General features: G+C 58.0%; 23 protein-coding genes, 1 pseudogene and 1 other annotated feature. Of the genes and pseudogenes, 4 read left to right on the top strand and 20 right to left on the bottom strand.

The window, feature by feature from the left end; genetic code table 11:
- Positions 1 to 424: 424 nt before the first annotated feature.
- From F1381_RS24115 to F1381_RS24055, 13 genes are all read right to left on the bottom strand, one after another.
- A complete protein-coding gene (locus F1381_RS24115; protein WP_151737381.1) occupies positions 425 to 2,716 on the bottom strand; it encodes a PAS domain-containing hybrid sensor histidine kinase/response regulator in 2,292 nt (763 codons plus the stop codon).
- 163 nt (positions 2,717 to 2,879) lie between these two features.
- Positions 2,880 to 3,272, bottom strand: a complete 393-nt coding sequence (locus tag F1381_RS24110) for a response regulator (protein WP_151737380.1) — start codon at positions 3,270 to 3,272, stop codon at positions 2,880 to 2,882.
- Between the two features lie 143 nt (positions 3,273 to 3,415).
- A complete protein-coding gene (locus F1381_RS24105) occupies positions 3,416 to 4,090 on the bottom strand; it encodes a Na-translocating system protein MpsC family protein (RefSeq protein ID WP_151737379.1) in 675 nt (224 codons plus the stop codon).
- Between the two features lie 256 nt (positions 4,091 to 4,346).
- The gene (locus F1381_RS24100) at positions 4,347 to 4,691 is read right to left on the bottom strand and encodes a 4Fe-4S dicluster domain-containing protein (protein ID WP_151737378.1); all 345 of its coding nucleotides are present in this window, start codon (positions 4,689 to 4,691) and stop codon (positions 4,347 to 4,349) included.
- Complete coding sequence (locus F1381_RS24095) at positions 4,688 to 6,319, bottom strand: FAD-dependent oxidoreductase (protein WP_151737377.1); 1,632 nt, start codon at positions 6,317 to 6,319, stop codon at positions 4,688 to 4,690. The genes F1381_RS24100 and F1381_RS24095 overlap by 4 nt, the downstream gene beginning before the upstream one ends.
- Before the next feature lie 112 nt (positions 6,320 to 6,431).
- Complete coding sequence (locus F1381_RS24090; RefSeq protein WP_246188181.1) at positions 6,432 to 7,103, bottom strand: alpha/beta hydrolase family protein; 672 nt, start codon at positions 7,101 to 7,103, stop codon at positions 6,432 to 6,434.
- Between the two features lie 254 nt (positions 7,104 to 7,357).
- Complete coding sequence (locus F1381_RS24085; protein WP_246188180.1) at positions 7,358 to 8,440, bottom strand: ABC transporter substrate-binding protein; 1,083 nt, start codon at positions 8,438 to 8,440, stop codon at positions 7,358 to 7,360.
- Between the two features lie 27 nt (positions 8,441 to 8,467).
- On the bottom strand, positions 8,468 to 8,800 hold the full coding sequence (locus tag F1381_RS24080; RefSeq protein WP_151737376.1) for a 4Fe-4S dicluster domain-containing protein: 333 nt from the start codon (positions 8,798 to 8,800) through the stop codon (positions 8,468 to 8,470).
- Entirely contained in the window at positions 8,797 to 10,404 is a 1,608-nt protein-coding gene (locus F1381_RS24075) for an FAD-dependent oxidoreductase (RefSeq protein WP_151737375.1), read from the bottom strand. The genes F1381_RS24080 and F1381_RS24075 overlap by 4 nt, the downstream gene beginning before the upstream one ends.
- Before the next feature lie 36 nt (positions 10,405 to 10,440).
- Positions 10,441 to 11,265 (bottom strand): ABC transporter permease, encoded by an 825-nt coding sequence (locus tag F1381_RS24070; RefSeq protein ID WP_151737453.1) that lies wholly within the window; start codon positions 11,263 to 11,265, stop codon positions 10,441 to 10,443.
- Positions 11,266 to 11,352: 87 nt separating this feature from the next.
- Complete coding sequence (locus tag F1381_RS24065) at positions 11,353 to 12,156, bottom strand: ABC transporter permease (RefSeq protein WP_151737374.1); 804 nt, start codon at positions 12,154 to 12,156, stop codon at positions 11,353 to 11,355.
- 123 nt (positions 12,157 to 12,279) lie between these two features.
- Complete coding sequence (locus F1381_RS24060; protein WP_151737373.1) at positions 12,280 to 13,056, bottom strand: ABC transporter ATP-binding protein; 777 nt, start codon at positions 13,054 to 13,056, stop codon at positions 12,280 to 12,282.
- Positions 13,057 to 13,254: 198 nt separating this feature from the next.
- Positions 13,255 to 14,580 (bottom strand): outer membrane protein assembly factor BamB family protein, encoded by a 1,326-nt coding sequence (locus F1381_RS24055; protein ID WP_151737372.1) that lies wholly within the window; start codon positions 14,578 to 14,580, stop codon positions 13,255 to 13,257.
- Between the two features lie 220 nt (positions 14,581 to 14,800).
- On the opposite strand from F1381_RS24055, the gene F1381_RS24050 reads away from it, so the two are divergent.
- The gene (locus F1381_RS24050) at positions 14,801 to 15,880 is read left to right on the top strand and encodes an LLM class flavin-dependent oxidoreductase (RefSeq protein ID WP_151737452.1); all 1,080 of its coding nucleotides are present in this window, start codon (positions 14,801 to 14,803) and stop codon (positions 15,878 to 15,880) included.
- A gap of 346 nt (positions 15,881 to 16,226) precedes the next feature.
- Positions 16,227 to 17,333, top strand: a complete 1,107-nt coding sequence (locus F1381_RS24045; RefSeq protein ID WP_151737371.1) for an N-acetylmuramoyl-L-alanine amidase family protein — start codon at positions 16,227 to 16,229, stop codon at positions 17,331 to 17,333.
- A gap of 6 nt (positions 17,334 to 17,339) precedes the next feature.
- Here F1381_RS24045 and F1381_RS24040 read toward each other — a convergent pair whose 3' ends face one another.
- From F1381_RS24040 to F1381_RS24010, 7 genes are all read right to left on the bottom strand, one after another.
- Positions 17,340 to 18,347, bottom strand: a complete 1,008-nt coding sequence (locus F1381_RS24040) for an HD-GYP domain-containing protein (protein WP_151737370.1) — start codon at positions 18,345 to 18,347, stop codon at positions 17,340 to 17,342.
- Between the two features lie 195 nt (positions 18,348 to 18,542).
- The gene (locus tag F1381_RS24035) at positions 18,543 to 19,835 is read right to left on the bottom strand and encodes an Nramp family divalent metal transporter (protein ID WP_151737369.1); all 1,293 of its coding nucleotides are present in this window, start codon (positions 19,833 to 19,835) and stop codon (positions 18,543 to 18,545) included.
- 279 nt (positions 19,836 to 20,114) lie between these two features.
- Positions 20,115 to 20,312 carry a DUF2933 domain-containing protein gene (locus tag F1381_RS24030; protein WP_151737368.1) on the bottom strand — a complete coding sequence of 66 codons (198 nt, stop codon included), beginning with the start codon at positions 20,310 to 20,312 and terminating at the stop codon, positions 20,115 to 20,117.
- Between the two features lie 72 nt (positions 20,313 to 20,384).
- Entirely contained in the window at positions 20,385 to 22,046 is a 1,662-nt protein-coding gene (locus F1381_RS24025; protein ID WP_222850484.1) for a glutamine--tRNA ligase/YqeY domain fusion protein, read from the bottom strand.
- A 135-nt stretch (positions 22,047 to 22,181) separates the two neighbouring features.
- Positions 22,182 to 22,449, bottom strand: a binding site (T-box leader).
- Between the two features lie 183 nt (positions 22,450 to 22,632).
- The gene (gene arsC / locus F1381_RS24020) at positions 22,633 to 23,052 is read right to left on the bottom strand and encodes an arsenate reductase (thioredoxin) (protein ID WP_151737366.1); all 420 of its coding nucleotides are present in this window, start codon (positions 23,050 to 23,052) and stop codon (positions 22,633 to 22,635) included.
- Positions 23,053 to 23,095: 43 nt separating this feature from the next.
- Positions 23,096 to 24,412 (bottom strand): arsenic transporter, encoded by a 1,317-nt coding sequence (locus F1381_RS24015; protein WP_151737451.1) that lies wholly within the window; start codon positions 24,410 to 24,412, stop codon positions 23,096 to 23,098.
- A 73-nt stretch (positions 24,413 to 24,485) separates the two neighbouring features.
- Positions 24,486 to 24,818 carry an ArsR/SmtB family transcription factor gene (locus tag F1381_RS24010; protein ID WP_151737365.1) on the bottom strand — a complete coding sequence of 111 codons (333 nt, stop codon included), beginning with the start codon at positions 24,816 to 24,818 and terminating at the stop codon, positions 24,486 to 24,488.
- A 150-nt stretch (positions 24,819 to 24,968) separates the two neighbouring features.
- Here F1381_RS24010 and F1381_RS24005 point away from each other — a divergent pair, with 150 nt between their 5' ends.
- Entirely contained in the window at positions 24,969 to 25,445 is a 477-nt protein-coding gene (locus F1381_RS24005; protein ID WP_151737364.1) for a MarR family winged helix-turn-helix transcriptional regulator, read from the top strand.
- Between the two features lie 32 nt (positions 25,446 to 25,477).
- A pseudogene (locus tag F1381_RS28640) lies at positions 25,478 to 26,290 on the top strand (arsenite methyltransferase); the annotation flags it as partial.
- Positions 26,291 to 26,516: the final 226 nt, after the last annotated feature.

Genomic DNA, 26,516 nt, shown 5'->3' with positions numbered 1-26,516 from the left:
AAGGCCCTCGCCGCAAGGGACGAGGAGCCGTGGTACCACCCTAATTCGAACGGTCTTACACGCTGCTGCAGCAGCCGGCAAGGTGTGGCGGTGAACCACCCTTACAAATCCGTTCTTCTTATAGCCGTTAACGCGGGCCGCGGGCCTCCCTACCCATACACCAGTAGCCTGGAGCACTTCAGGGGCCGACTACGAAGTGAACTTCGGCGCAAAACGTCTCATGTGGCTGCTCTCAGTCTCCGGCACGCCTTCCCTGTTAAGATCCGTTCTATGCGCTTACTCTCTTCGTCATCGTCTTTGCTTGGAATATTCCGGAACAGCCTGCTGAACCAGTTGCTGCTATCTTAATCAAAAACCGCGGGAGATGCAAGATATTATTGCAACGCACTAAAGTCTCAACGAAAAACATCCTGCACCGCCGCATTTAAAAAAACTTCGCAATTACATGATTCAGGACCTCGCTGCGCAGCGGCTTGCTGATATATTCGTCCATGCCTGCCTCCAGACACTGCTCCCGGTCACCCTTGAGCGCATTGGCTGTTACGGCTATAATGACAGGCATTCTGTCCGGAGGCACAGTCTCCCTGATCTTCCGGGTGGCTTCCAGGCCGCTCATGCCTGGCATCTGCACATCCATAAAAATCAGGTCGTAGGCGCTGTCATCCAGCTTCCTCAGCACCTGCAGACCGTCGGCCGCCACATCCACCGTATAGCCCCGTTTTTCCAGAATTTTGCGCAGGACCAGCTGGTTGATCTCATTATCCTCAGCCACAAGCACCCGCAGCGGCCGGCCTTGCGCAGCAGGTCCGGTTTGCTCTGGATGAGTACCGCCGGCCTTATCCTCCACGCCAAGCGTTACCGTAAATACGAAGGTTGCTCCGGGCCCGGATGTCCTTGTATCGAGGGCAATGCTTCCGCCCATCAGCTCGACAAGCTGCTTGGTAATGGCCAGTCCCAGCCCCGTACCCTCGTGACGGCGGCTCATAAACTGGTCAATTTGAAAGAACGGCTCAAACAACCGGTCCCGGGCACTCTCGGGAATGCCTATTCCGGTGTCCGCCACGGTAAATTCGAGCGTCACGTTGTCTGCTGTTCTGGCTTTGGTCCGCGCATGAATCGAAACGCCCCCGGCATCGGTGAACTTAACGGCATTGCCGACCAGATTAAACAGGATCTGCTTGAGCCGGTCAGCATCGCCGATGACCCTCTGAGGCAGACCGGGTTCTACTTCCACCTGAATCGAAAGCTGCTTCGCTTCAGCCTTGAGCATCAGCAGCTCAAGGGCCGATTCCATGCAGGTTCCCAGCGTAAAGGGTTCCTCGTGCAGCGCTGTTTTGCCGGCCTCGTTCTTCGAGAAGTCCAGAATATCATTGATGATGTTCAGCAGAGTGTCGCCGCTCTGGCGGATAATCTCCAGGTATTCCCGCTGGACCGAACCCGGCTCGCTGATCTCCAGCAGCAGATCAGCCATACCGAGCACACCGTTCATCGGGGTGCGGATTTCATGGCTCATCATGGCCAGAAACTCACTCTTGGCGCGGGTTGTGCTTTCTGCCGCCTCCTTGGCAATCAGCAGGCTCTTCTGTTCGGTGATATCCTTGACGATAATGTAAAAGCCCACCTTGGTCTGATTGATAATGATCGGCGCAATGGTGGTCAGCACCTCAACGGTGTGGCCGTCCTTGTGCCAGATCTTATCAATATCCCGTTCACGGCAGTTCAATTCGGGAGTATAATCCAGTACATCCTGCACATGGGATTCCCCGATAATCAGCCCTACACTCACCCCGGCAAGCTCGGGAATCGTGTACCCGGTCAACTGGCAAGCCTGCTCATTTCCGTTAATGATTTTCCCTTCCAGATCAAGAGAAATGATAGCGTCATGGTTGTACTTCTTAAGCGAAGTGTACCGTTCCACCGATTCCTGCAGCTTCTGCTCCACAATTCTGCGTTCTGTCACATCGCGTCCCACGGCCAGAAGCCCGTGGTTACGGCTCTCCTGGATCAGGCGCAGGGTAAACTCCAGCCACAAATATCTGCCGTCTGCATGGAGGACACGCAGCTGCAACCGCTGCTCCTGCATGACTTGCGAGAGCTCTAAGAGCGAAAGGTCTTCGGGATGAATTAACCCGCGGATATCCCGGCCGATAAGCATGTCCGGTTCATAGCCCAGAACCTCCGTTACTGAAGGAGAGCAGTAGCGGCAAATGTTGTCGGGCGTTGCGTAATACACAACATCTTTGATGTTGGCGGCGATCAGCCGGTATAGCTCTCCTGCGGGAACAGCGGCTGCGCCAGTGTCCGTAAGTTCGGCCATGTGCACGACATAATGCAGTCCCGCACCCGTAGAGGGATCGCGGACCAGCAGAATATGCAGCAGCACCGGAACAGGGACGCCGGAAGCCTCCGCCAGATGGAGCCGGCATTCAAAAAAGGGGATTTCGCCGCCCCTCAAAGCCGCTATGTTGTCTGTAAACTGCTGAACGGAACCGCCGTGCACGAACTCCTTGAATTCCCGCCCGATCAGCTGTCCCTCCGTGTACCCGAGCAATCCGGCAACCGCCGGGTTAATGCTGGTCCATCTCTCCTCCATCGATAAGAAAGCCATCCCGACGTTTCCGGTTGCACCCATATATTCGAAGCGGGAGTAGCCTTCCGCATGCTGTTCGATCATCTGATCCACCGCCTGTTCGTGGAATATGCGTAAAATGTCCATATTTTAAATCTTAATAATAAATATCTTGTATAAACGAAGCAAAGTCAATTGTCAATCTGAATTTTGTCTGCTGCAGGCCGCAGGACACGAAACCGGCCACCAGACGGAGCCCTCCCCAGTTCTCCGGTCACCCTGAATGACTTCTATAATGTATCCCTTATTGTTACAAAATACTATCGGCCAGCAATGCCTCTACCGCTGCGGCAAGCACCCTTACCTGAAAAGGTTTGGTGATATATCCGGCAAAACCGTTTACCCTGGCCCGTTCAATATCCTCTCTTTGGGCAAAAGCGCTGACTCCCAGGACCGGAATGCGGCAGGTATCCTCCCTTGCGCTCAATGCCTCCATGACTGCATATCCGTCCAGGCCGGGCAAGCCGATATCAAGCATTATCAGATCCGGCAGCTCCTGCATGGCCATCTGCAATCCAAGCTCGGCCGTATCAGCTTCGAGAAGCAATACAGCGGGCATATATTTTCTGAAGATATACCGCATCAGCGTCATATTGACAGCGTCGTCTTCAATGTATAATACTGTCCGTCTGTATACTTCCACCCTCACGCCCCCTTTAACGGTAGTGTGCTCATGCTGTTCCCGGCGAAAAAAAAAGAAAAAGCCGAAGAAAGGGGGCTGCCCCTTCTCCGGCTCATGTTCGGCTCATTCGCATGTCCGACTCATTTCCGCCTTAAATATGTTGTTTAAAGAAAAGTATATGCAATCACGCTGGTATCCCGGTCAAAGTCCCAGTCCACATAAATGTCGGACAGCTCCTTGCCGAGCATCGGAGCAATGGTCGTTGTATCCTCGAGATAACGCTTCTCCATCTTGCGCTTGGTTGTCTTAAGCGTATTCTCATATCCCAGATTAATTAGTTCCTTCTCGAGAGGAATCAGAATACCTTCACGCTTAATAATCAAAGTGCGCGGCCCCAGCCACCAGGAGTCAATAAACTCAGGTTCCTTCTGCACCTTGCGGCTCACTTCGCTAATCTGGGCATGGACTTGATCCCGTCCGGCATAGGTATCGACGCTGCTCTCATCCGTCTGGATCAGCGCAACAATGATGCCTGAAGCATTATGTATCCCCCAGTCGTAAAATAGCTCGCCAACCTCAATAGCCATCTTGTCCTTTAAATAGGCTGATAGCTCCGGAAGCAGCGACTTCATCAGCAATTCCCTGGTATAGCGGAATGCCTGCTCCTCTTCCTTGTTTAACAGAAACCGTTCCACAGGTCCGATGAAATTGCGGATGTGCAGCGCGATGCACTGTTTCCCGATGGAAGCATATACCGATTCGGGCCCCTTCCCGAAACGCTCCCTCAGCAGTCTGCCCGTGTAACTGGAAAGTTGGCTAGTAAGTTCTGTAGTGCTCATTATTTTCCTCCAGCATAAATATTCTTTTGTCTGTGGTCGGAGTATGGGGAGACGTTCCGCCTGCTGAAAAAACGGTTCGTTCACTTAAGTATAATCGGATATCCCGGCTACGTACACATAAAAATTCATTCGGATAGACGAATGAAAAATTTACAAAAAAAGGGGCCTGAGGTATGCCGCTTCCGGGGGCCATCATAAGGAAACGGAGCTCCGGACTGCCGTCCGTCCGGGGCTCCGTTTCTGTATTCCGCAACACTTAGAGCTTGCGGTGAGTTTCGGTAAACACTTCAAAGAATGGCGTCGTGTCCCTCTCCGCCATGGATGCTTCCACCCCGGGCGTCCAGCCGATTTCCGCCCGCCAGCTGCCCAGCAGACCGGAGGCAATCAATTCCTGTTCATCGACGGACACCTGAATGTCGCCCAGCGGGGAGACATAAAGCGCATCCGCCGGGCAGTACGCTTCGCACATGAAGCACGTCTGACAGTCCTCCTGGCGGGCAATCACCGGCAGCTTCCCGGCCATTTCAAACACATGGGTCGGGCAGACCTTAACGCACAGCCTGCAGCCGATGCAGCGGTCGCTGCTGACCAGCTCAATCATATGATGGCCCTCCCTTCTTCCGGCACGCGGAGCTCCCGGGCATGCGGCACGCTCTCGGTACGGATATTGACCCGGGCAGTGCCGGAGAGGATAATCCGGTGAGTCTGACGGGGGTCAAGCTGCGGATATTCCGCAAGATGCGCAAGCCCGCGCGTCTCCTTGCGAAATAGCGCGGCGGTATAAATCCAGCGCCCGGCCATCAGCAGCGCCGCCGCCTCCCTGGACTGCACGATGCCCTGCACTGTGGGCGGAATCACCCCGCCGAGTTCGGGCAGCAGCGCGTCCAGCCGCTCCAGAGCGCCGCCCACTCCGGACTCGCTGCGGAAATAATTGATCTCAAGCGGCAGGACTTCACGCTGCACCGCCGTTATCAGCGGCTTCGCTTCAAACGCATGCGGCTGGTCGGACCCCGCCTGCAGGCCGTAACGCCCCGCCGCTGTCAGCCCGCGGCTGTCCGCCGTGCGCGCGCTGGACAGCGCAAAGTGCGCTGCCCCCTCCCCTGCCCAGCTCCCGCTGCAGATGGCCCATGAGGCGTTGTAGGCTCCGCCGCCGGAAATCGCGCCGGTGACCTTCTCGCGCGAGGCGGCATCCCCGGCCGCGTAAAGGCCGGGAACCGAGGTGCTGCAGTCGGCGCCGGTGAGGCGCAGGCCGCCGGTGCCGCGCATCGTCCCCTCATAGCGCAGCGTCAGCGGGAACTTGCCCTGGAACGGGTCAATGCCCGCACGCTCCAGCGGCATGAAGAAGATCGGATGGGCGCGGCGCAGGAACTCCCGCTTCTCGGGAGTGTCGGCCAAATCAAGCGAAGCATAGACCGGCCCTTTGGACAGCAGCTCGGGAATGCTGCCGAAGATGCGGTCGCCGCGCAGCAGCGGGCGTCCCGCGCCGTCGTACAGCGTAGCCCAGGCCAGCATCCGGCCGCGCGTCACGGTGCCGCCCGCGAAGCTCGGGGCGTACTGGCGGCTGAACTCCATGCCGGACAGCTCCGCTCCGGCCTCGGCCGCCATCAGAAGCCCTTCGCCGGTCAGAACGTTGCAGCCCAGGCCTTTGCTCAGGAAGGCGCACCCTCCGGTGGCGATGACCACAGCATTCGCCCGCACTTCCCAGGCTTCGCCGGTCAGCCGGTTCACCCCGCGGGCGCCGCCTACGCCGTGCCTGTCATGCAGCAGCTCCAGCGCAGGGGACTGGTCCCAGATTTTCACCCCCGCTTTGCGGACAACCCGCCGCATCAGCTTCATATACTCCGGTCCGTGCAGATGGGTCCGCAGCGGCCTTCCCGTTTCATCCTTTCGGAAAGGATAGCCCCACTGCTCGACCAGCTCCAGATTGCGCTCCACCTGGTCAAGCACACGGTGAATCCAGGCATTCTCCGAGAGGTAGCCGCCTGCCCGCAGCCTGGCGGTTACCGCCTGCTCCCGCAGCTCCGCCACCGGCGGAATGACCAGAAGCGTCGTTCCTCCCGGGGCGGTGGCGCCGCTTGTTCCGAGATAGCCTTTGTCGGCGAGAATGACCCGTGCACCGTTCCTGGCGGCGTTCCATGCCGCCCAGGCGCCGGCGGGGCCGCCGCCAAGGACGAGCACATCTGCCGTCGTATTTTGCTTTATGGGCTGCTGTCTTATATGCTGCGGCATTGCCTGTCCCCCTGTCTGCTCTTTCATATGATGAGTCTCTATCGATGATGTGCTATATCCTGCCCGGACACTCTTATCATCCGCACCTTAACTGGCAGCGCCTGCTATGCGCTCACTTCAGCTGCGCAAGCAGGAACGCCGCCGTCTCGGCAACGGCCGTATCGAGCACAGGCGTGGAGCCGGCATAAGGCTCGCCAGTATTAAAGATATGGTCTGCTCCGGGCACCGTAACATAACGGTGCTGGGGCGCCTGTTCACGGAAGCGCTCATTCTGCCTCAGCAGTTCCCCGCGGTCCGCATCGCCTTGGATAACCAGCGCCTTGGCGCTCAGCCGGCTGAGCGCCTGCTCCAGATTGTAGCGTCCGCCGCTTGCCGCGAGATCGGCCTGGATGGCCTGCTCAGCCAGGCTGGGGGTCTCCCCCGGCCCGTAGCGGCGCACCGGCGGGGAGCCGCCGTTCCACACCGCCAGCGCCTGCACCTCCGGGTGCTCGGCGGCGAAGACGATGACCGTGCCGCCTGCTCGGCTGTGTCCCAGCAGCGCGAGCCGCACAGGGTCAGCCAGCGGAGCCAGCGGCAGGCGCTTCTCCTGCAGAACGCGCAGCAGCTGCTCCAGAACGCGCAGCAGCTGCTCCAGATCCTGCAGCTCGCGGCTCTGCGTCTCCGCTGCCGCCGCCTCCTGCGGGCTGAGTCCGGCTGCGGCGCGGGCCGCGAGCCGCGAGAAGTTGAAGCTGACGACATAGAATCCGGCGGCGGCCAGCCGTCCGCTCACCTCGGGCCAGAACACCCAGTCCTTGTGGCCCCTGAAGCCGTGGGACCAGCAGAACCGGGAACGCCGCTTCTCCCGGAGGAACCCTGACCTCCCCCTCCAGATGCAATCCGCTCTCCAGCGGGAGGCGAAACTGTTCGATCAGAAGCGTATTTTCAGACATATTTGCCTCCTTAATTTATGCTTACTCCCGTGCCGGAACATTGTCCGGGGCAGCCGAGTCCGTCAGTACAGCAATTACAGGCCTTCTGTGAGGCAAATCCTGATGCCTGCTACTTCTGCTGCCAGTCGCTGATTTCAAAGTCCTTCTTGGCCAGCTTCTCCTGGACCAGAAAATCCTTGGTTCCCTGCAGCAGCTTCAGCCCCTCATCCGTAAACGCCGTATCCTTCAGGTCGCTGATCGGGCTCACCTGCTTCACCAGCTCAGGCGTCGTATCCCCGATATCCGCCAGGAATTCGTAATATTCCTCCTCATGCTGCTTCAGGTCAGCCAGCGCCTTCTCGCGGGCGGCGTTCCATACCTGCGGGAAATCCGGGAATTTCGCCAGATACTCCTCCGAGACCACAGTAACGCTGGAGCCGAGCAGATCCGGATGCACCGAGGAATCGTCCAGATGCGTATAGCCCTGCTCGATCAGCTTCAGCGCCGGAACGCCGGTATTGGTCAAGGCGTCGACATCCCCGCGGGCCAATGCCGCCGTGGCGTCCGGAATCAGCATATGGACCAGCTTATAGTCAGTCACACCTTCCTGCTGAAGCAGCCCCACGATATAACGGTGCATGAAGGAGCCCTTCTGGATGGCAATGGTCGCACCCTGCAGATCCTTGACGGTCTGCGGGCCGTCCTTCTTGCCGATCAGGTAGCCGACCGTATGTGCCGACGATTGCGAGATGAACCGCGTCTTCGCTCCCGAGGCGTAGGCGATAATCGCCGGCGTATCGCCCAGGCTGCCGAAGTCGAGCCGGCCGCTGATCAGCGATTCGGTCTGATCCGGTCCGTTCGGGAAGCCGGTCAGCTTCACCTCGGTGATGCCGTGCTTCTTCAGCTCCTCCTGGATGATGCCTTTATGAAAGCCCCAGCCTTCCGCGCCTCCCGGCACATTCAGCTTATTGGAGCCGATAAAGCCGTAATTAAGCACAGCCGGAACTTCGGACCCGGCTGCCGGAGCATTACCGGCCGCCTCCGCCGTATTTCCCGAAGCCGCGCTGTTGCTGCCGTTGTTGCCGCAAGCGGCAAGCACCAGCATGGTCAGCACGACGCCGGCGATAAGGGCAAGGCGTGGGCCTGGCCCGGCCCCTCTCCGGTTAGTTGCTCCTGCCGGAGCTTCTTGAATTGCCTGATAGGTCTTCTTCATCTCGCTGATCCCCCTTATCTTTGTTTGTCAGAAGCCCGCCCGGGCTGCCAGCTTAATCATATATTCATGGCTGGCAACCGGCTGGCGGCCTTTGCCCCAGCCGACCTTCTCCCGGTACCCGCCGATCAGGCCGGACCGCTCCAGCTCCGCCTCCGTCACACCCGCCACCCCTTCGGAATCGGGGGCAACGTACAGCGCGTCAACAGGGCAGTATAATTCGCACATAAAGCAGGTCTGGCAATCCTTCTGCCGGGCGATCATAGGGATTCCGCCCTCCACCCGGTCAAAGACGTTCGTCGGGCAGACCGCCACGCACTGGTTGCATTCCACACATCTTGCGGCACTGATGACTTCAATCACAGCAGCACACTCTCCTTCGCCACTTCTTCCCGGCCGGTCCAGACCTCATCCAGCCCGCCGGTGATCAGGCGATGATGCTGCCCGTTGTCCGTCTCCTTATAATCCTCGCGTTTATGCATACCGCGCGTCTCCGTGCGGGCCAGCGCAGAGTTATACATCCAGCGGGCCGTGGCCGTCATGGCCTGCGCTTCGCGGGCCTTGACGCCTTCCGGCGTACGCGTGATTTCCCGGCCGCGCTGCTCCTTCCACAGACCGTCCAGCCGCGACAGCGAAGACGTGAGCTTCTCCCCCGTGCGGAACAGATTGATGTCGTACGGCTTCACCTCGGCCTGCACCGCCGCCGTGAATTCGGCTGCAGCCACCGCCGCTCCCCGGGACACCTCGCCTTCCGCCAGCGGCGAGGTGGAGAGGCCCGACGGCGTACGCTGCGCGGCGCGGCTGCCGAGCGCAGCCGCATAAGCGGCGGCTCCTTCTCCGGCGAAGGAGCCGGAGGACATCGCCCAGGCGGCATTGTGGCTGCCGCCGCCGGTGAAGCCGCCGCAGATCAGTTCGCGGGTCGCCGCGTCGCCCGCGGCATACAGTCCGGGCACTCCGGTGCCGCACTGCTCATCCGTGATCCGGATGCCGCCTGTGCCGCGCACCGTTCCTTCCAGCCGCAGCGTCACCGGGAAGGCCTCCGTAAAGGGGTCAATCCCGCGGCGGTCGAAGGGCAGGAAGAAGTTGGTCTGCCCGACCCGCAGCAGCGGCCGGATATCCTCGGGAGCCTGATCCAGCTTGGCGAAGACCTGCCGCCCCGCCTGCAGATTACGGGCAATGACCGAGCGTCCCCGCTTGGAGCCGGCACCCTCCACTACACTGCCGTCCTCGTAATAGAAGCTGGCATAGCTGTAATAAGCCGTCTTCGTGATCGAAGAGAAGGTCGGGCAAATGGCGTAGGCATTGGAGAACTCCATGCCCGACAGGCTGGCCCCGGCTTCGGCGGCCAGCAGATAGCCGTCGCCGGTCAGCACATTGCAGCCCAGCGCCCTGCTGAGGAAGGCGCACCCGCCGGTGGCGATGACCACCGCGCCCGCCAGCACGCTCCAGGTCTCGCCGCCCTGCACGCGTACCCCGGAAGCGCCAGCCACGCCATGCTCATCGGCCAGCAGCTCGAGTGCCGGACTGTGATCGAGGATTTTTACGCCGGCCTTCTTGACCAGCTTCCGCATCAGCTTCATATATTCCGGTCCCTGGAGACTGCGGCGGTACTGGTTGCCGTATTCATCCAGCGGAAACGGATAGCCGGAGACGCCAAGCCGGTTCATATTGGCATAGGTGCGCTCCAGCACCCGGTTCATCCAGCGGTGCTCGGCAAGCTGCCCGCCCATCTGGTAGCGGCTGGCTTTGGCCTCCTCCCGCAGCCGCTCATCCGGCTGTACATACCATACGCCTGTGCCCGAAGGGGCCGTCGCCCCGCTGGAGCCGCAGTAGCCCTTATCGGCCAGAATTACCCTCACTCCTTTAGCTGCAGCGGTCAGCGCCGCCCATGTTCCGGCCGGCCCTCCGCCAAGCACCAGCACATCCGCCGATAAATGAACCGAACCTTGCCGTACCGTATTACTCATTGTTAATTCCCCCTTATAATTAGGAATGACTGCGGATTAACCCTGGTAGCTGTCCCGCCAGTGCAGCGCTTTGCGCTCAATCATGCGGAACAGGGAATCAATCAACTTGCCGACAACCGCGAAGATGATGATGCCGACGAAGATGACCGGCGTATTGGAATTCTGCTTCGCTTCATTAATCAGAAAGCCGACGCCGGACTGGGAGCCGATCAGTTCGGCGACAACCAGGCCGATCCAGGCGACAGCCATCGACAGCCGGAGGCCGAGCAGAATGCCGGGCAGCGCTGCCGGCAGCACCAGCCGCCGCAGCCGCTGCCACGGGCTGAAGCCGAGCACCCGCGCTACCTCGAACAGCTTGTTGTCCACCCCCCGGATGCCCATAAAGGTATTGACATAGAGCGGAAAAAAGGAGCCGCTCATAATGATGACGATTTTGGAGACTTCCCCGAATCCGAACCACAGTATAATGAGCGGCGCAATCGCCAGATGCGGAACAAGGCGCAGCACCTGTACTCCGGGATCCAGCATATATTCCGCCCGCCGGAACAGTCCGGTCAGCGTGCCCAGCAGCAGCCCCAGCACAGCACCGATCAGGAAGCCGATACCGGCCCGCCCGAAGCTTACCCCCAGGTGGTGGGCCAGCCCGCCGTGTACCGCCAGCTCCGTAAATGCCGCTGCAATCGACAGCGGTGCCGGCAGGAATTCCGCCGAGACCCATCCGGCGCTGCCGGCCAGCTGCCAGATGGCGATTACCGCCGCCGGAAGAAGGCCGCCGACCCACCACCCGGAGCGGAGCGCTTCCCGCACCGCTGACCAGTCCGTCTTGGCCCGGATATGTCCGGCCCCGGAATCCGCCGCCATACCGGCAGCGTCATCCGGCCCCTTCCTTGCCCCCTTTGCAGCCTTGATCAAGATGTCTGCTCCTTCAGCCATAATGCTTCTCTCCTCCTAACCCTGATAGCTGTCTTTCCAGCGCAGCAACCGCCGCTCCAGCAGGCGGACAGCCGTATCGCTGATCAGACCCGCAGCGGCAAAAACAATAATGCCTACGAAGACTACCGGCGTATCGGCAAACTGGCGGGCATCCGACATCATATAGCCGATGCCGGAGGTCGAAGCGATCAGTTCGGCAACGACCAGGCCGAGCCAGGACAGGCCGAGCGAGAGGCGGACTCCCAGCATAATATTGGGCACGGCTGCCGGAAGCACCAGCCTGAGGATCTGCTGACTGCGGCTGAAGCCGAGCACCCGCGCCACCTCAAACAGCTTGTTGTCGGTTCCGCGGATTCCCATAAACGTATTGATATACAGCGGAAAAAAAGCGCCCTTGGCGATCAGTAGCACCTTGGATTCCTCACCGATCCCGAACCACAGAATAAACAGCGGCACCACCGCCAGGCTTGGAATCATCCGGATCATCTGCAGCGAGGGATCAAGCAGCTTCTCCGTCTGCCGGAACAGCCCGACCAGAAGGCCGAACAGCAGCCCGAGCCCTCCGCCAAGCAGAAAACCGGAAGCCGCCCGTACCGCACTGATCCGGAAATGGTCCCATAGATCGCCGCCGGCTGCCAGTTGTGCAAAGGACTCCGCGATAGTGAGCGGCGTGGGAAACAGCATTTCCGAAATGATCCCGTAATGGCCCAGCGTCTGCCAGGCGATCAGCAGCGCTGCCGGCAGCAGCAGCCCATAACCGGCAATTGCCGCTTTACCCGGCTTCCCGGCGGCGTTCACCGCCACGGCCCGATTGCTCATGGTTCCATCCCCTTTCTTATAATATACCTTTCCAATTAGATAACTTGGTTTTATGATGACAAAAATCCAGCTTTCTAAGCACAGCCTAACATTCCGGCAACAACCTCTAATGATTCACGCGCCTTAAATCCCCGCCCCGTCTGTCAGCTCCAGCTCATCGACCTTCTCAAATACATTCAGCACCTTCAGCCGCAGCTCCTGAAACGAAGAAGTCGTCTTCTTGCGCGGAAACGGCAGGTCAATCGGCACAATCTTGCGGATGCGCCCGGGCCGCGGTTCCAGAATCACAACCCGGGTGCCCAGGAATACCGCTTCATCAATATCATGCGTCACGAAGATCATCGTCGTCTTGTTCCGGCGCCAAATATCCAGCAGCACACTCTGCATATGCGTCCGGGTGAAGGCGTCCAGTGCACCGAAAGGTTCATCCAGCAGCAGTATCCGCGGGTTGCGCAGAAGCGCCCGGGCTATTGCCACACGCTGGGCCATTCCGCCCGACAGCTCCCTGGGGTACGAATGCTCGAAGCCCTGCAGCTTCACCAGTTCAATCAGCTCATCGACCTTCCGGCGGATCTCCGGTTTGCGAAGCGGCAGATCAGAGGCAATGTTCTTCTCTACGGTCAGCCATGGAAACAGCCGATGCTCCTGAAAAATAAACCCCTTATCGATGCCCGGACCGCCAATCGGCTCCCCTCCGAGCGTAACCCTCCCGGTATAGCCGGTATCCAGACCGGCGACGATGCGCAGCAGCGTGCTTTTGCCGCAGCCGCTTGGACCGATTACTGTAATGAATTCTCCTTCTTCTACCTCCAGGTCCACCTCATGCAGCGCCTGCACCCGGCCTCCGGCTGTGCCGAAGCTCTTGTTCAGCTCAGTGATAGACAGTAAAGCTTCACCCATCAACGCTCCCCCTCCGAAATGATCTTTCCCGCCGCATACAAAAAACAGAGGTATCCCTTGCGCCACCCGGCACATGCGGACACCTCTGTCTGAACAGTCGGTATAATTAATTCAAAGTAAATCAATTAGAATTTGTGTAATTAAAATATCATCTATCCTGGACCTTGTCAACAAAAAGACACAACTTATTTCCGCCGCTTATTTCAGCTTCAGAGTCGCCGGTTCCTTGAATGCCGTCAGCTGACCGGCACTTTCTACAATCACCATCCCGTTCTCAAGCAGGGATGGACCATAGGAGCGCCCGGTAGTGCGCAGCTGCAGCAAAGCTTTACCGGAAATAATATCCACGGCCAAAATCCGGCCGTCGGTGCAGGCGATGTACATACCGTGTCCCAGCAGATCGAAGCGGGCGGTGCCGCCTCCGCCGTAATAGCTTACCAGCGACTGGTTGGCCACCTTGATGCCGTATATACTCTCCGCATTAATGAACAGAATTCGCCCGTCATATGGCCCGGCAGCGTAGCGCAGTCTCGCGTCCGAATTCTCGGGCGAGTAGTAGCGCGGCTTTACCGTTGCCGGATCGGCGGCCAGCGGATATCCGTAGACCCTAGCGCCCTGGCTGATATACAGATCGCCGCCGTCCGCCCAGGCCAGCCCGCCGCCGCTGGTCCCATCGCCGGGAACAATGCCGCGCGGGTTGTATTCCGTCGACTTTACTATTTTGCCGGTCTTCGTATCCAGTGTATCCAGCGTAGTCAATGGCAGCACTTCGAACAGCGTATCCTTCCTTTGCGAGAGCAGCGTCCCGTCGCCGCCTGCAATCGGGAGATTATGATCCGTTATTTCCCAGAGCTGCTTCCCGCTCTTGCGGTCGAAAGCATGAAGATAGTCAACCGTATAGGCGCCGGATATGGAATTCTCGGCCAGAATGATATCGCCATGAATCTGAAGCGACGGGTAAAGGCCCTCGCTGTAGTTCTCCTTCCACTGCAGCTTGCCTTCGCTTAGGCTATACGCCAGGATATCGCCGTTCTCAACGAACAGCTGTCCGCCCTCGGCGGTCAGCGCGTTGACCGCCGCTCCCGGAACCTTCACCCCCCACTTGCGCGTTCCGCTGGCCGCCTGCACCGCCCACACATTCCCCGCCGCCGAGCTTGCGTATACCGTACCTTCGTGATAGAGCAGCGGCAGCTTCAGACCAGTGCCGAATTTCCACATCTGCTTGCCGGTCTGCGCATTCAGAGCGATCAGTTGACCTTGCCGGAGGAAGAACACCTTCCCGCCGCCGTGGGCCACCGAGCCGTTGCGGCTTACTTCCATTCCATCCTGCTTGTCGATCGCAGCCGTCCATGATATTTTCGCTTCCGGAAGCTCATTGTAAATACCCGTCAAGTTATCACCTATGTACGACGTATGCGGATCATACGCAGTGGCCGCCCCTGCATAAGACGCTCCAGTGCCCAATACCAGGCTTATCCCCGCTGCAGCCAGTACCATCCTGCTGATCCATTTGTTCCGTCCCATTTCAAACCCCCTCCCAGTACAGATTTGCTAAGACAACTATAAGTATATGCTTTTCCGGATAAGTTCAAGAAAATACCATTTTGACAATGTATAATAACGAGTTTTACTCATAAACTTACATTTTGTAAGTTATCGTGATATAATAGCGCCAGACCGCTTGCACTGGATAAGCTAAGTGAATGTTATACTGCCTATTTCGATATATGAGGAGTCTGAAATGATGAACAATGAGTTGCAGCAAGAAGCCGGACCCGAATTTGAGTTCGGCATTTATACGCTGGGGGATATCGTGCAGGATTGCCTGAGCGGAGAGACAATCAGTCCGCGGCATCGCCTGCAGGAAGTGCTTGCAGCGGCGCAGCTCGCCGATCAGGCGGGGCTGGATGTATTCGGGGTGGGAGAGCATCACCGGCTTGATTTCGCCATTTCGGCGGTTCCCGTCGTGCTGGCCGCCATCGCCCAGACCACGAAGCGGATCAAGCTGACTAGCGCAACTACCGTACTCAGCACCACCGACCCGGTCAGAGTCTTTGAGGATTTCGCCACGCTTGACCTGCTGTCCGGCGGACGGGCGGAGATTATCGCCGGGCGGGGCGCATTCCTGGAATCCTTTCCGCTGTTCGGCTATGAAATGGAGGATTATAAGCAGCTCTTCGCCGAGAATCTCGATTTGCTGCTGGAGCTGAACCGGCATGAGGTGATGAACTGGGAAGGCCGCTTCCGCTCCCCGCTGAAGAATGCCGAGATCGCTCCGCGCCCGCTGCAGCAGAAGCTGCCGCTGTGGGTCGGCGTAGGCGGTTCGCCGGACAGTGCCGAGCGGGCAGGCAGTCTTGGCGTCGGCATGGCCATCGCTATTCTCAGCGGCAGTCCCGAGCCGTTCCGCAATTTGGCCGAGACCTACCGGAAGAGCGGAGCCGCAGCCGGACATGCGCCGCAGGATTTAAACATCGCCATTACCAGCCATGGCTATATAGCCAAGACCTCGCAGCAGGCGCTGGACGAGTATTATCCGTACTATTACGCCTACCGCAATGCCATCAGCCCGTCACGCGATCAGGTGTACCGCGTTGGCGCAGACGACTTCGCCCGCTTTGTCGCTCCCGATAACACGCTGGCCGTCGGCAGCCCGCAGCAGATCGTCGAGAAAATTCTGTATCAGCATGAACTGTTCGGACACAACCGGTTCATGGCCCAGCTCGATATCGGCGGATTGCCCTTCGGCAAAGTAGCCGCAGCCATTGAATTGCTGGCAACGGAAGTCGCGCCGGCAGTCCGCAAGGAACTGGCGAAGAAGCGCTGACGCCAGGCTCCCCGCATAACAAACTGGCATCGCCTGCCAGACCGTGTATTCCATGCTCGCTGCAGAATGAGCGAATACCAGTCCAGCACGGCGGTGCTTTTTTGGGGAAGTCTGATCCTCGGCACAGCGAGACAAAGGCACGCACAGAAACCCGGAAGCTGAAGGCTTAGGGCAACGGTACTGCTCCAAACGCAGAACGTACCGCTCCACAGAACTACGCCAAATATTGTCACAGAACGACAGAAAGAAATGGCGCGGGAATGGATTTAAATTTTAAACCGTTTTGTTTTCCGCACATGGATTCGGGGTATAAACCTTTATCCTGTCCATGAAACGAGGTTACACCATGAAACGCAAACTACATATCGCCCTGCTGGCTGCCTGCTTGTTCACGGGCGGCGCGCTGCCGCACGCCGGCAACATCGCCGCCGCCGCTTATACGGCCACCGTGTATGCCAGCTCACTGAATGTGCGCAGCGAGCCGGCCAAGAATGCTGCTGTCACCGGCTCGCTGAAACAAGGAGCCCGCGTTACCGTCACCGACGAGGCCTTCGGCTGGCTGAAGGTCAGCGGGGGAGGCGTATCCGGCTGGGTGGCCGGCTATTATCTGCAGCAGACGGGCGGCTCCGGCGGCGGAACACCTGCCGTCGTGCAATCATCCGCTACAGCATCTGCCGCCGTCCGTACCGCCACCGTCACAGCGAGCTCCCTGCGCATCCGCAGCGGCCCCGGCACCACTTATGAGGTGAAGGGTGCGCTGAAGGAAAGAGACACGATAACCGTGCTCAAGACGGAGAGCGGCTGGGCCCGTATACGGACAGCAGCCGGCGAGACCGGCTGGGTATCGGGCCAATACATCAGCGGCGGAAGCGCCGCCACGGCGGTCAAGAATACAGCGAGCCGCAACGGCGGCATCCGCGGCAAAATGATCGTGGTCGATCCGGGTCACGGCGGCAGCGATCCCGGCATGCTCGGCACAAGCTTTGACACTATGGAGAAGGATCTGACGCTGCAGACCTCCCTCTATCTCCGTGATTATCTGGCGGCCAAAGGAGCACAGGTCAGGCTGACGCGGTCAAACGACCAGAAGCCCTCTCTCGCACGGCGGGTGCAGATCGGGCGTGAGGCCGGGGCCGACGCTTTCGTCAGCGTTCATTATAATTCGTCTCCCAAGAACGTCTCGGGGACGCTGACCTTTTTTTATTCCGAGGATGACGACCTCCGCCTGGCCCGCGCCATTGAGAACCGGCTGGCCCAAGGCATCGGCCTGAAGAGCAACGGACTCTCCTTCGGCAATTACCACATCCTGCGGGAGAACACGCTGCCGGCGGTGCTGGTGGAGCTGGGATTCTTAAGCAACCGCAGCGACGAGTCGATTGTGCGCAAAGCCGCTTACCAGAAACGGGCCGCCCAGGCGATAGCCGAAGGGCTGGCGGATTATTTCAGCCGGTAACGGGTCTTACTCCACCGCGATGGAATGGATAGCAATCTGCCGGTTCTTACTGAGATCGATGTATTCGTCCTTGATACGCACGAGCGGTGTCTCGATGTTATGCGGATTGAGGTAGACAATCTCCCCGACCCGTCCGTCGGTCAGCACCACTCCCCGGCCGATCGACCGTTTGACGATATTGTCGAGGAAGACCGATACGATATGCGGATCCAGCACACCAAAGCTGCCCCTGCGCATCTGATCGACAATGATATGAAAAGGCATAGCCTCATGATAAGGACGCCGCGAAGACATCGCGTGAAAAATATCGGCGACGGCGACGATTTTGCTGAAAGGATCAATCTGCTCCTCGGTCAGTCTCAGCGGATAGCCGTTGCCGTCGTTGCGTTCGTGATGCTGCAGTGCGGCGAGCGCCATGCGCGAATTGGCTCCCACCGTCTCCTTCAGCATTTCATAGCCGTAAACCGTATGCTTCTTGACCATTTCATATTCCCCGGCGGTAAGCTTGCCAGGCTTCATCAGCAATTCTGCCGGCAGCTTTAATTTGCCGATATCGTGGAGTGTAGCCGCAAGGGACAATGCTGCAAGCTCCCCCTCGTCCATGTTCAGCCATCGGCCGATCAGCGTGGACAATACCCCGACGCCGATGTTGTGCTCGTATGTATAATCGTCCGTCCCCCGGATGGCCTGGAACAGGGAGAAAATATCGGGTGTCAGGGCAATGTCCAGCACAGCGGGAACGACCTCTTTGCGGATATCCGCGAGCGGAACCTTATGGGTCAGCCTGTAGGATTCAAACAGCTCCTTGGCCAGACCGACCGTCCGATCCACCTTCTCCCCGCAGCCAGGCTCCCTTTCCTCTGAACCGGCAAAAACAATGTCCAGCACATTGATCCTTTGTTTGCGGATCAGCTCCAGGTGTTCCTCATTCAGGACACTGCCTGCCGGAATTACCGTAACTCCGTATGCATTGTTTAAGTCATTTTTAATGATTTTCCCCAGATATCTGTCCATGAGACACCCTCCCGATAAAGCCAGCTATGTATGTAAATTTTTCCTTATGATTATTATCGGATGGAGTGGGGAAATTTTGAAATCATGTTGCAGATGTCCAGCCCTTACACACCCTTCTCGCACAAAAAGTAGCACAACATCTCTTGTTATACACGGTAATATTCAAAAAAAAAAGAGCCGGCGGTAAGCCGGCTTTTACATAAACATCTCCACAATCAGGAACACATTAAGCGACACGACCAGCGCCGAAATGATCCAGCCCAGCGCCGTTGTCACCTTGCGGTTGACCAGACCGTTCATAATCCGGCGGTTGCTGGTGAACAGCACCAGCGGAACCAGGGCAAAGGCGATGCCGAAGGAGAGAATGACCTGGCTCATCACCAAGGCATTCGTCGGATTCACGCCAGAGGCGATGATCGCCAGCGGCGGCACAATCGTAATCGCCCGGCGGACGTACAGATTAATTCTTTTATTAATAAAGCCTTGCATCACTACATCTCCGGCCATGGTTCCTACCGAGGAGCTGGACAGCCCGGCAATCAGCAGGCCCAGACCGAAGGCAACGGCTGTAACCGGTCCGGATAACTGGCGGAACTGCTCGAAGGCGACATCCAGGTCCTCCACGACCAATCCATTCTTGAAAAACAGCGCAGCGGAGACGATGACCATCGCCAGATTAACGGCCCCGGCAATCAGCATGGCAATCACGATATCGACCATTTCCAGCTTAAAAATCTTCTTCTTCTCCTGCTCATCCCGCCCGACAATCCGGCTCTGTGTCAGCGAAGAATGGAGATAAATTGCATGCGGCATAACGGTCGCGCCGAGAATGCCTGCCGCCAGCAGCACGCTGTCCGCGCCTTCAAACCGGGGTGTCACCATTCCTGCGGCGATGCTTCCGGCATCCGGATGCGCTACGATGACCTGAAAGGCAAAGGCCAGCACCACAATCAGCACCATACCCGAGATGCCCGCCTCCAGGGAACGGTACCCGCGCCGCTGCAGCTCCAGAATCGCGAACGAACCTGCCGCCGTAATTAACGCCGCCGGAAGCATCGGAATGCCGAATAATAAATACAGCCCCAGTGCCGCGCCGATAAACTCCGCAAGGTCCGTAGCAATAATCACCAGCTCACTCTGAATCCATAAGAAGATCGAGGTACCTTTGGAAAAGTGCTCGCGCGCCACTTCCGGCAGGTTCTTGCCGGTGGCAATGCCCAGCTTGGCGGATAACGACTGGATCAGCACCGCCATCAGATTTGAAGCCACAATTACCCACAGGAGCAGATATCCGTATTTGGAGCCTGCCGTAATATTGGTGGCAAAGTTTCCCGGGTCGAGATAGGCTACGGAAGCGATGAATGCCGGACCCAGGAACGGCAGCAGCCGTCTCCATCCCTTGATCTCCCCGTTCAGCACCGCTTGTGCAGATACTCTGTTGCCGCCCTTAAGAACCAGCGGCTGTTTGGCTGTTCTTTGTTCCAGCATATCCATCCCTCCTCATTCTAAAAGTTGTCTATATACATCAAAGTTTCCTTTGGGCAACTTTTGCTTTGGCTCTATTATATGCCCGTTGGTGCAGGATGTAAATGAAATTTTCATGGAAATCATTTTATCATTTCATTACTATTTATAACTCCACTCGTCATCAGGGAATCACTTGCGGGAATGTGGCGGACGACCCGAAGCACGCAGATGCTAATATGCATAAAAAATGGCGGGTGAGCGCCGGCCTGATGGCCGCACTCCCCGCCGGGATGCCGATGGTTATCCGTTTATACTCCGGACCTCCGCCCGTATTTGTTCGTTCTGTGCCTTCAGTTCCGCCAGCTCCCGCTGCAGCTCCTCCAGCTTCGGCTGCCTGGCGGAATGTCCGCCTTTCCCGTGCATCCCCCGCATGCCGCCAAACATCATCAAGATCATCATCAGCGGGCAAACGAGCGTGACCAGCCAGGACCATTTCATGCCCCCACCTCCTTCAGAATTTCGGAATCATCCTCATTATAAGGAGAGGTTGTGTAGAAACAATGTGGGGCCTTATTTGCGCCCCTTCCAGCCGTCCTTCAGCGGCACGATGCGGTGAAAGATCAGCCGTCCCGCCTCCGGTTTCGTGTCCGCCGAGAAGAACCCCTGCCGCATGAACTGGTATTTGGCTTCCGGCAGCGTCTCCAGGGCGCAAGGCTCCAGCAGGCAATGCTCCAGCACGGTCAGGGAAGACGGATTCAGCCGGTGCTCCCAATCCTCGCCGGCGCTTGCAGCTCCGTCTTCCTCCAGCAGCAGCGGCTCATACAGCCTTACCTCTGCCGGAACAGCCTGTGAAGCCTCCACCCAGTGGATCGCACCTTTGACCTTACGGCCGCTATTCGGTCCGCCGCTCTTGGAGTCCGGGTCATAGATGCAGCGCAGCTCGGCAATTTCGCCGGTCTCCGCATCCCTGACCACCTCCTCGCACCGGATGATGTAAGCACCCTTGAGCCGCACTTCCCCGCCCGGGATCAGCCGGCGGAAGCCGGGGGCCGGTTCTTCCATGAAATCGTCGCGCTCAATATAGAGCTCCCGGGAGAACGGCACACTTCTGGACCCCAGTGCTTCGTTCTCACTGTTGTTATCCAGCGTAAGAAGCTCGGTTGCCCCTCCGCTGTAGTTGGTCAGCACTACCTTGAGCGGACGAAGGACCGCCATAATGCAAGAGGCCGAAGCCTTCAGATCCTGCCGGAGGCAATGCTCCAGCAGTGAAAAGTCCACGGTCGACTGGCTGCGGACCATGCCGATCTCCTGCACGAACCGTCTGATGCTCTCCGGCGTGAAGCCCCTGCGGCGGAGGCCCCGCAAGGTTGGCAGGCGCGGATCGTCCCAGCCCTCCACATAGCCTCCGGCTACCAGCTGGCGCAGATAACGCTTGCTCGTGATGACTCCGGTCAGATTCACCCGGCCGAATTCCCTTTGCTTCGGCGGCTGCGGGATACCCAGCTCCTCCAGCACCCATTCATAGAGCGGCCGGTGATCCCGGAATTCCAGCGAGCATAAGGAATGCGTGATTCCCTCGATCGCATCTTGTATAGGATGGGCGAAATCATACATCGGATAGATGCACCAATCGTTCCCGCTGCGGTAATGCCGGGCATGGATAATGCGGTACAGCACCGGGTCCCGCAGATTGATGTTTGGCGAGGCCATATCGATTTTGGCCCGCAGCACTTTGGCGCCATTCGGATATTTCCCCTCACGCATCTCCCTGAACAGCTGCAGATTCTCTCCGGCGGACCGGTTACGGTACGGACTGTCCTGCCCGGGCTCGGTCAGCGTTCCCCGGGCAGCCGTGAGCTCCTCGGCCGTCAGCTCACAGACATAGGCCTTGCCTTTGCGGATTAACTCCTCCGCACAATTGTAAATTTTCGCGGAATAATCCGAGCCGTAATAAATATGGCTGCCAGGACTGGCGCCCAGCCACCCGATATCCTCCATGATTGCCTCGACATACTCCATATCCTCTTTCAGCGGATTGGTGTCGTCAAAGCGCAAATGAAACCGCCCGTTAAAGGTCCGGGCCAGATTATAATTCGTCAGAATCGCAAAAGCGCTGCCGATATGCAGATAGCCGTTGGGCTCGGGCGGGAACCGGGTACAGACCTGCCGGCCGAAGGTTCCGGCCTCTGCGTCTTCCCGGATCATCCGCTCCATGAAATTTTCCTCCGGCATTTCCGGAACATTATCTTTCGCTGTATCTTCGTTCAAGTTCGTGTTTGTCGTCATCTTCATTCCTCCCTGTTAGGTGGTATCCCCGCGCAGCCATTTCGCCGCACACAAAAAAAACCTCACCTCCAAGACGATAGTCTTGGGGACGAGATTCTCGCGGTGCCACCCCAGGTTTATTAATATGTCGCCATATTAATCTCATCGAGTACGGCCTTGCCCTGCGGCAAGGGTTATACTCTAGCCCTGTAACAGGAGCGCCTGTCGCACCATCCCCGGCCTAAAGTAAAGACCGGTTCCGATCCGCCGCTCAGAGACTTGGTTCAATAAAGTCTTCCCTGCCCCCTTTCAGCAACCGGGGCTCTCTGTGAAGGAACGCCTTATCTACTCTTCTCATCATCGCGTTTCGTTAATGAATTGGCTCTAGGATAGCAAATCAGGCCAGCTTTTGTAAAGCCCGCTTCCTGATGCCGGTTATTATGTCCCGTTCGCCTGCGGCTATATCACAAGCCTGAGAAATAAGCCCGGGGTGCGCAACAGAAGCCATACGGACCAGAATGATGTCCGCATGGCTCCTGTGTTTATTCGCCCGTTATTCCCCGCTCTCGGCGAAACGCCGGATCCGCTGGCCGATCTCATCCCGGACGCGCCAGAAGACGGCCCACTTTTCTTCTTCGCTTCCCGCCGCTTTGGCCGGGTCATCGAAGCCCCAGTGCTCCCGCTTCACCTGCGGCGGGGTCACCGGGCATTTATCGGCGGCATCGCCGCAGAGCGTGACCACCATATCCGCGCTGGCGAGCAGCTGCGGATCGATGATGTCCGAGGTCTGACCGGAAATATCGACACCCGCCTCGCTCATCGCCTGCACCGCTTTGGGATTTAAGCCGTGGGCTTCAATACCGGCGCTGTATACATCCCAGCTCTCGCCCAAATATTTCTTCGCCCACCCTTCCGCCATCTGGCTCCGGCAGGAGTTCCCTGTACACAAAAAGTAAATAATGCTTCGTTTCATCGTTATCGGTCCCCTCTCAACCTCATTTATGATTTCGATCCGATCAGAACAGCTTCAACCCTAAATACAGGCCGAGCAAAGTCAGAAACAGTGTAGGAATCGTCAGGACAATGCCTGTCTTGAAATAAGTGCCCCAGGAGATCTTCACGCCCTTGGAAGACAGCACATGCAGCCACAGAAGCGTCGCCAGCGAACCGATCGGCGTAATCTTCGGCCCGAGATCGGAGCCGATGACATTGGCATAGACCAATGCTTCTTTAATCAGACCCGTTGCATCCCCAGTATCAATCGCCAGTGCACCGATCAGTACCGTCGGCAAATTGTTCATTACCGACGAGATCACGGCAGACAGAAACCCCATCCCCATCGCTGCCGCCAGTAAGCCATGCTGCGCCGCTGTCTGTATCCATCCGGCCAGCACATCGGTCAGTCCTGCATTGCGCAATCCGTACACAACGACGTACATTCCGACCGAGAAGAACACAATGGCCCACGGCGCTCCCTTGACCACTTCGGTTGTCTGAACCGCATGGCTGCGGCTGGCCATCAGCAGAAAGCACACGGCGACTACGCCGGCTACAAGCGAAACGGGAATACTCATAAACTCGCTGACAAAATAGCCGATTAAAAGAACGCCCAGCACCCACCAGGACAGCTTGAACATGCGCGGGTCCGTAATCGCCTCACTGGGCGCTTTCAGCCCGGAAGCGTCAAACTCTGCCGGGATGCTCCGGCGGAAATAAAGATATAAGACCAGTAGGCTTGCCCCCAGCGAGAACAGGGTCGGCAATAGCATACGCCCCGCATACTCCATAAATCCGATGCCGAAGAAGTCGGCGGACACGATGTTAACCAGGTTGCTGACCAGTAGCGGCAGCGAGGTCGTATCCGCGATGAAGCCGCTGGCTATAATAAAGGGAAATACCTTCCGCTCGTCAAAATTCAGCGCCCGCACCATCGCCAGCACAATCGGGGTCAGGATCAGTGCCGCGCCGTCATTGGCAAAAAAGGCGGAGACCACCGCTCCCAGAAGGATAACATAAACAAACATCTTTACCCCTTTGCCGCGGGCGGCGGCCGCCATATGCAGCGCTGCCCATTCGAAGAAGCCGATCCGGTCCAGGATCAGCGAGATCAGGATGATAGCCACGAAGGCAAGCGTCGCATTCCAGACGATGCCCGTAACATCCAGCACATCCTGGAAGCTTACTGTTCCCGCCAGCAGGGACAACGCCGCGCCGCCGCAAGCCGACCAGCCGATCGACAGCCTGCGCGGCTGCCAAATGACGAAGAATAAAGTAACAATAAAGATCAGGCAGGCAACCACTACCACAATATAGCCTCCCGTACGCCGCACCATGTCATGTTCACAAACACTCCCAGCCAAAGTAATCACTGCTCATTCTCTATATCTCACCGGAAGATCCGCCCGGTTAATCACATTCGGCGCACCCCTCCCCCTGCTTCTTGCCCAGCAAGTCCAGGAGTGCCGCCGTATCCGGCAGCTGAGCGAGAACCGCCGCAATATGCGGCTTGTCCGCCACGTCGAGCGAATAATGAACCCACTGGCCGCGCTTGCTCTCCTTAACGATGCCCTTAACCCGCAGCTTCCGCAGATGCTGGCTGACCGCCGGCTGCGAAATCTCGAAGATATCCACGAATTCGCATACGCACCATTCACGCTCACGCAGCAGCCCCAGCATCCCCAGACGCGTCTTGTCTCCCAGAAGCTTAAGATCCCCGGCAACCTCGTCCAGTCTGTTCATGTGTCCGCTCCCCCCTTTTATATAAGTTAATGCTTATATACTAAAGCCGAACTCAGCCGTTAACAAGAATTTTTTTTGCAGCGTCCACCTTTAAATAACTTGCATTTTGCAATAAATATCTTTATAACATAAGTATGAGGTGAGTACATTATGGAAAATGCCAGAGAACTCTTTCAAGTCATGACCCGCAGGTTAGGCCTGCTGAACAAATGCTGCTGCAGTGTGGACGGATACGATATCTCCTTAACGCAAAGCCATCTGCTCTACGAGATTGAACGCCGCCGTAACCCGTCGATGCAGCAGGTGGCGGAAGCGCTGGGTACGGATCTCACCACCTTCAGCCGTCAGGTGCAATCCCTGGTCCGCATGGGCCTCATCCACAAAACTGCTGCGCCGGACGACCGCCGGGTGTCTCTTCTCTCCTTGACCTCCCCGGGCGAAGCCGTTGCCCGGGGCATAGACAGGCAGATGAATGATATGCTGGATGAGGCCTTCTCCTTTCTGACCCCCTTTGAACAGGAGACATTGCTGCGCTCGGTGCAGATTTTTAATGAAGCATTGGGGAAGTCAAGCCGCTGCTGTCAGCCGGCACAGGAGGGTGCTTCGCCCAATAATACTTGTAATTAACAAGTTTTATAATCCGCTTAAGGAGTGATGACGTGAACCTGCCTACCCATGACCAAATCCGCCAAACGGTCCGCAACCGTTACGGGCAAATCGCCGTGACCGGACACAGCTCCGCCTCCGGCTCCTGCTGTTCCACAGAGAGCGCTGATATCTGCTGCTCCGTTCCCACAGAGTTCGATGCCATTTCAGCCAAGCTTGGCTATTCCGGCGATGAACTGAATGCTGCTCCTCCGGGTGCCAACCTCGGTTTGGGCTGCGGCAATCCCCAGGCCATCGCCGGATTGCAGCCGGGAGAGACCGTGCTTGACCTGGGCAGCGGCGGCGGCTTCGATTGCTTTCTCGCTTCCCGCAAGATTGGGACAGAGGGGCTGGTCATCGGGGTCGATATGACTCCTGAAATGCTCTCCCTGGCGCGGAGCAACGCACTGCGCGGGGGCTTTATGAACACCGAATTCCGGCTTGGCGAGATTGAGCATCTGCCGGTCAGCGACAACAGCGTGGATGTCATCATCTCCAATTGTGTCATCAACCTCTCCCCCGATAAGGGTCAGGTGTTCGCCGAAGCCTTCCGGGTACTGCGCCCTGGCGGGCGGCTGGCCGTCTCCGACGTGGTGACGGCCGCAGAACTGCCGCCGGAGATCCGCGGCGATTTCGGCGAGCTGTATGCAAGCTGTATTTCCGGCGCATCTTCCACAGCCGAGCTGACGACCTTGCTGCAATCCAGCGGTTTCATGGAGATTTCCGTAGAACCGAAGGAAGAATCCGGAGCTTTTATCCAAGAATGGGTTCCCGGCTCAAATATTGAAAGCTATATTGTCTCTGCCGTAATCAAGGCGCGGAAGCCCCTTGAAGCTGTACTACAAGCCGGGAATACCGGTAACGGCAGCAGGACGGCACTGGCCGGCAGTAAAGGACAGGGCGATAGTACAGCAGCAGCTGGCATGACCGGGCGGAGCGGCATTGCCGCAGCGTCTCACAATACCGGCGAGGGCAGCACGGCAGCAGCTTACAGTACTGAGCATTCCGCCGTTGCGGCAGCGGCCAGCGGGGCTGAGCAGGGCTGTGCCGCTA

The sequence above is a fragment of the Paenibacillus tengchongensis genome, from assembly GCF_008973665.1.
In the GTDB taxonomy this organism is placed as follows: Bacteria; Bacillota; Bacilli; order Paenibacillales; family Paenibacillaceae; genus Paenibacillus_AQ; species Paenibacillus_AQ tengchongensis.
This window is presented reverse-complemented; position numbering and strand designations above follow the sequence as displayed.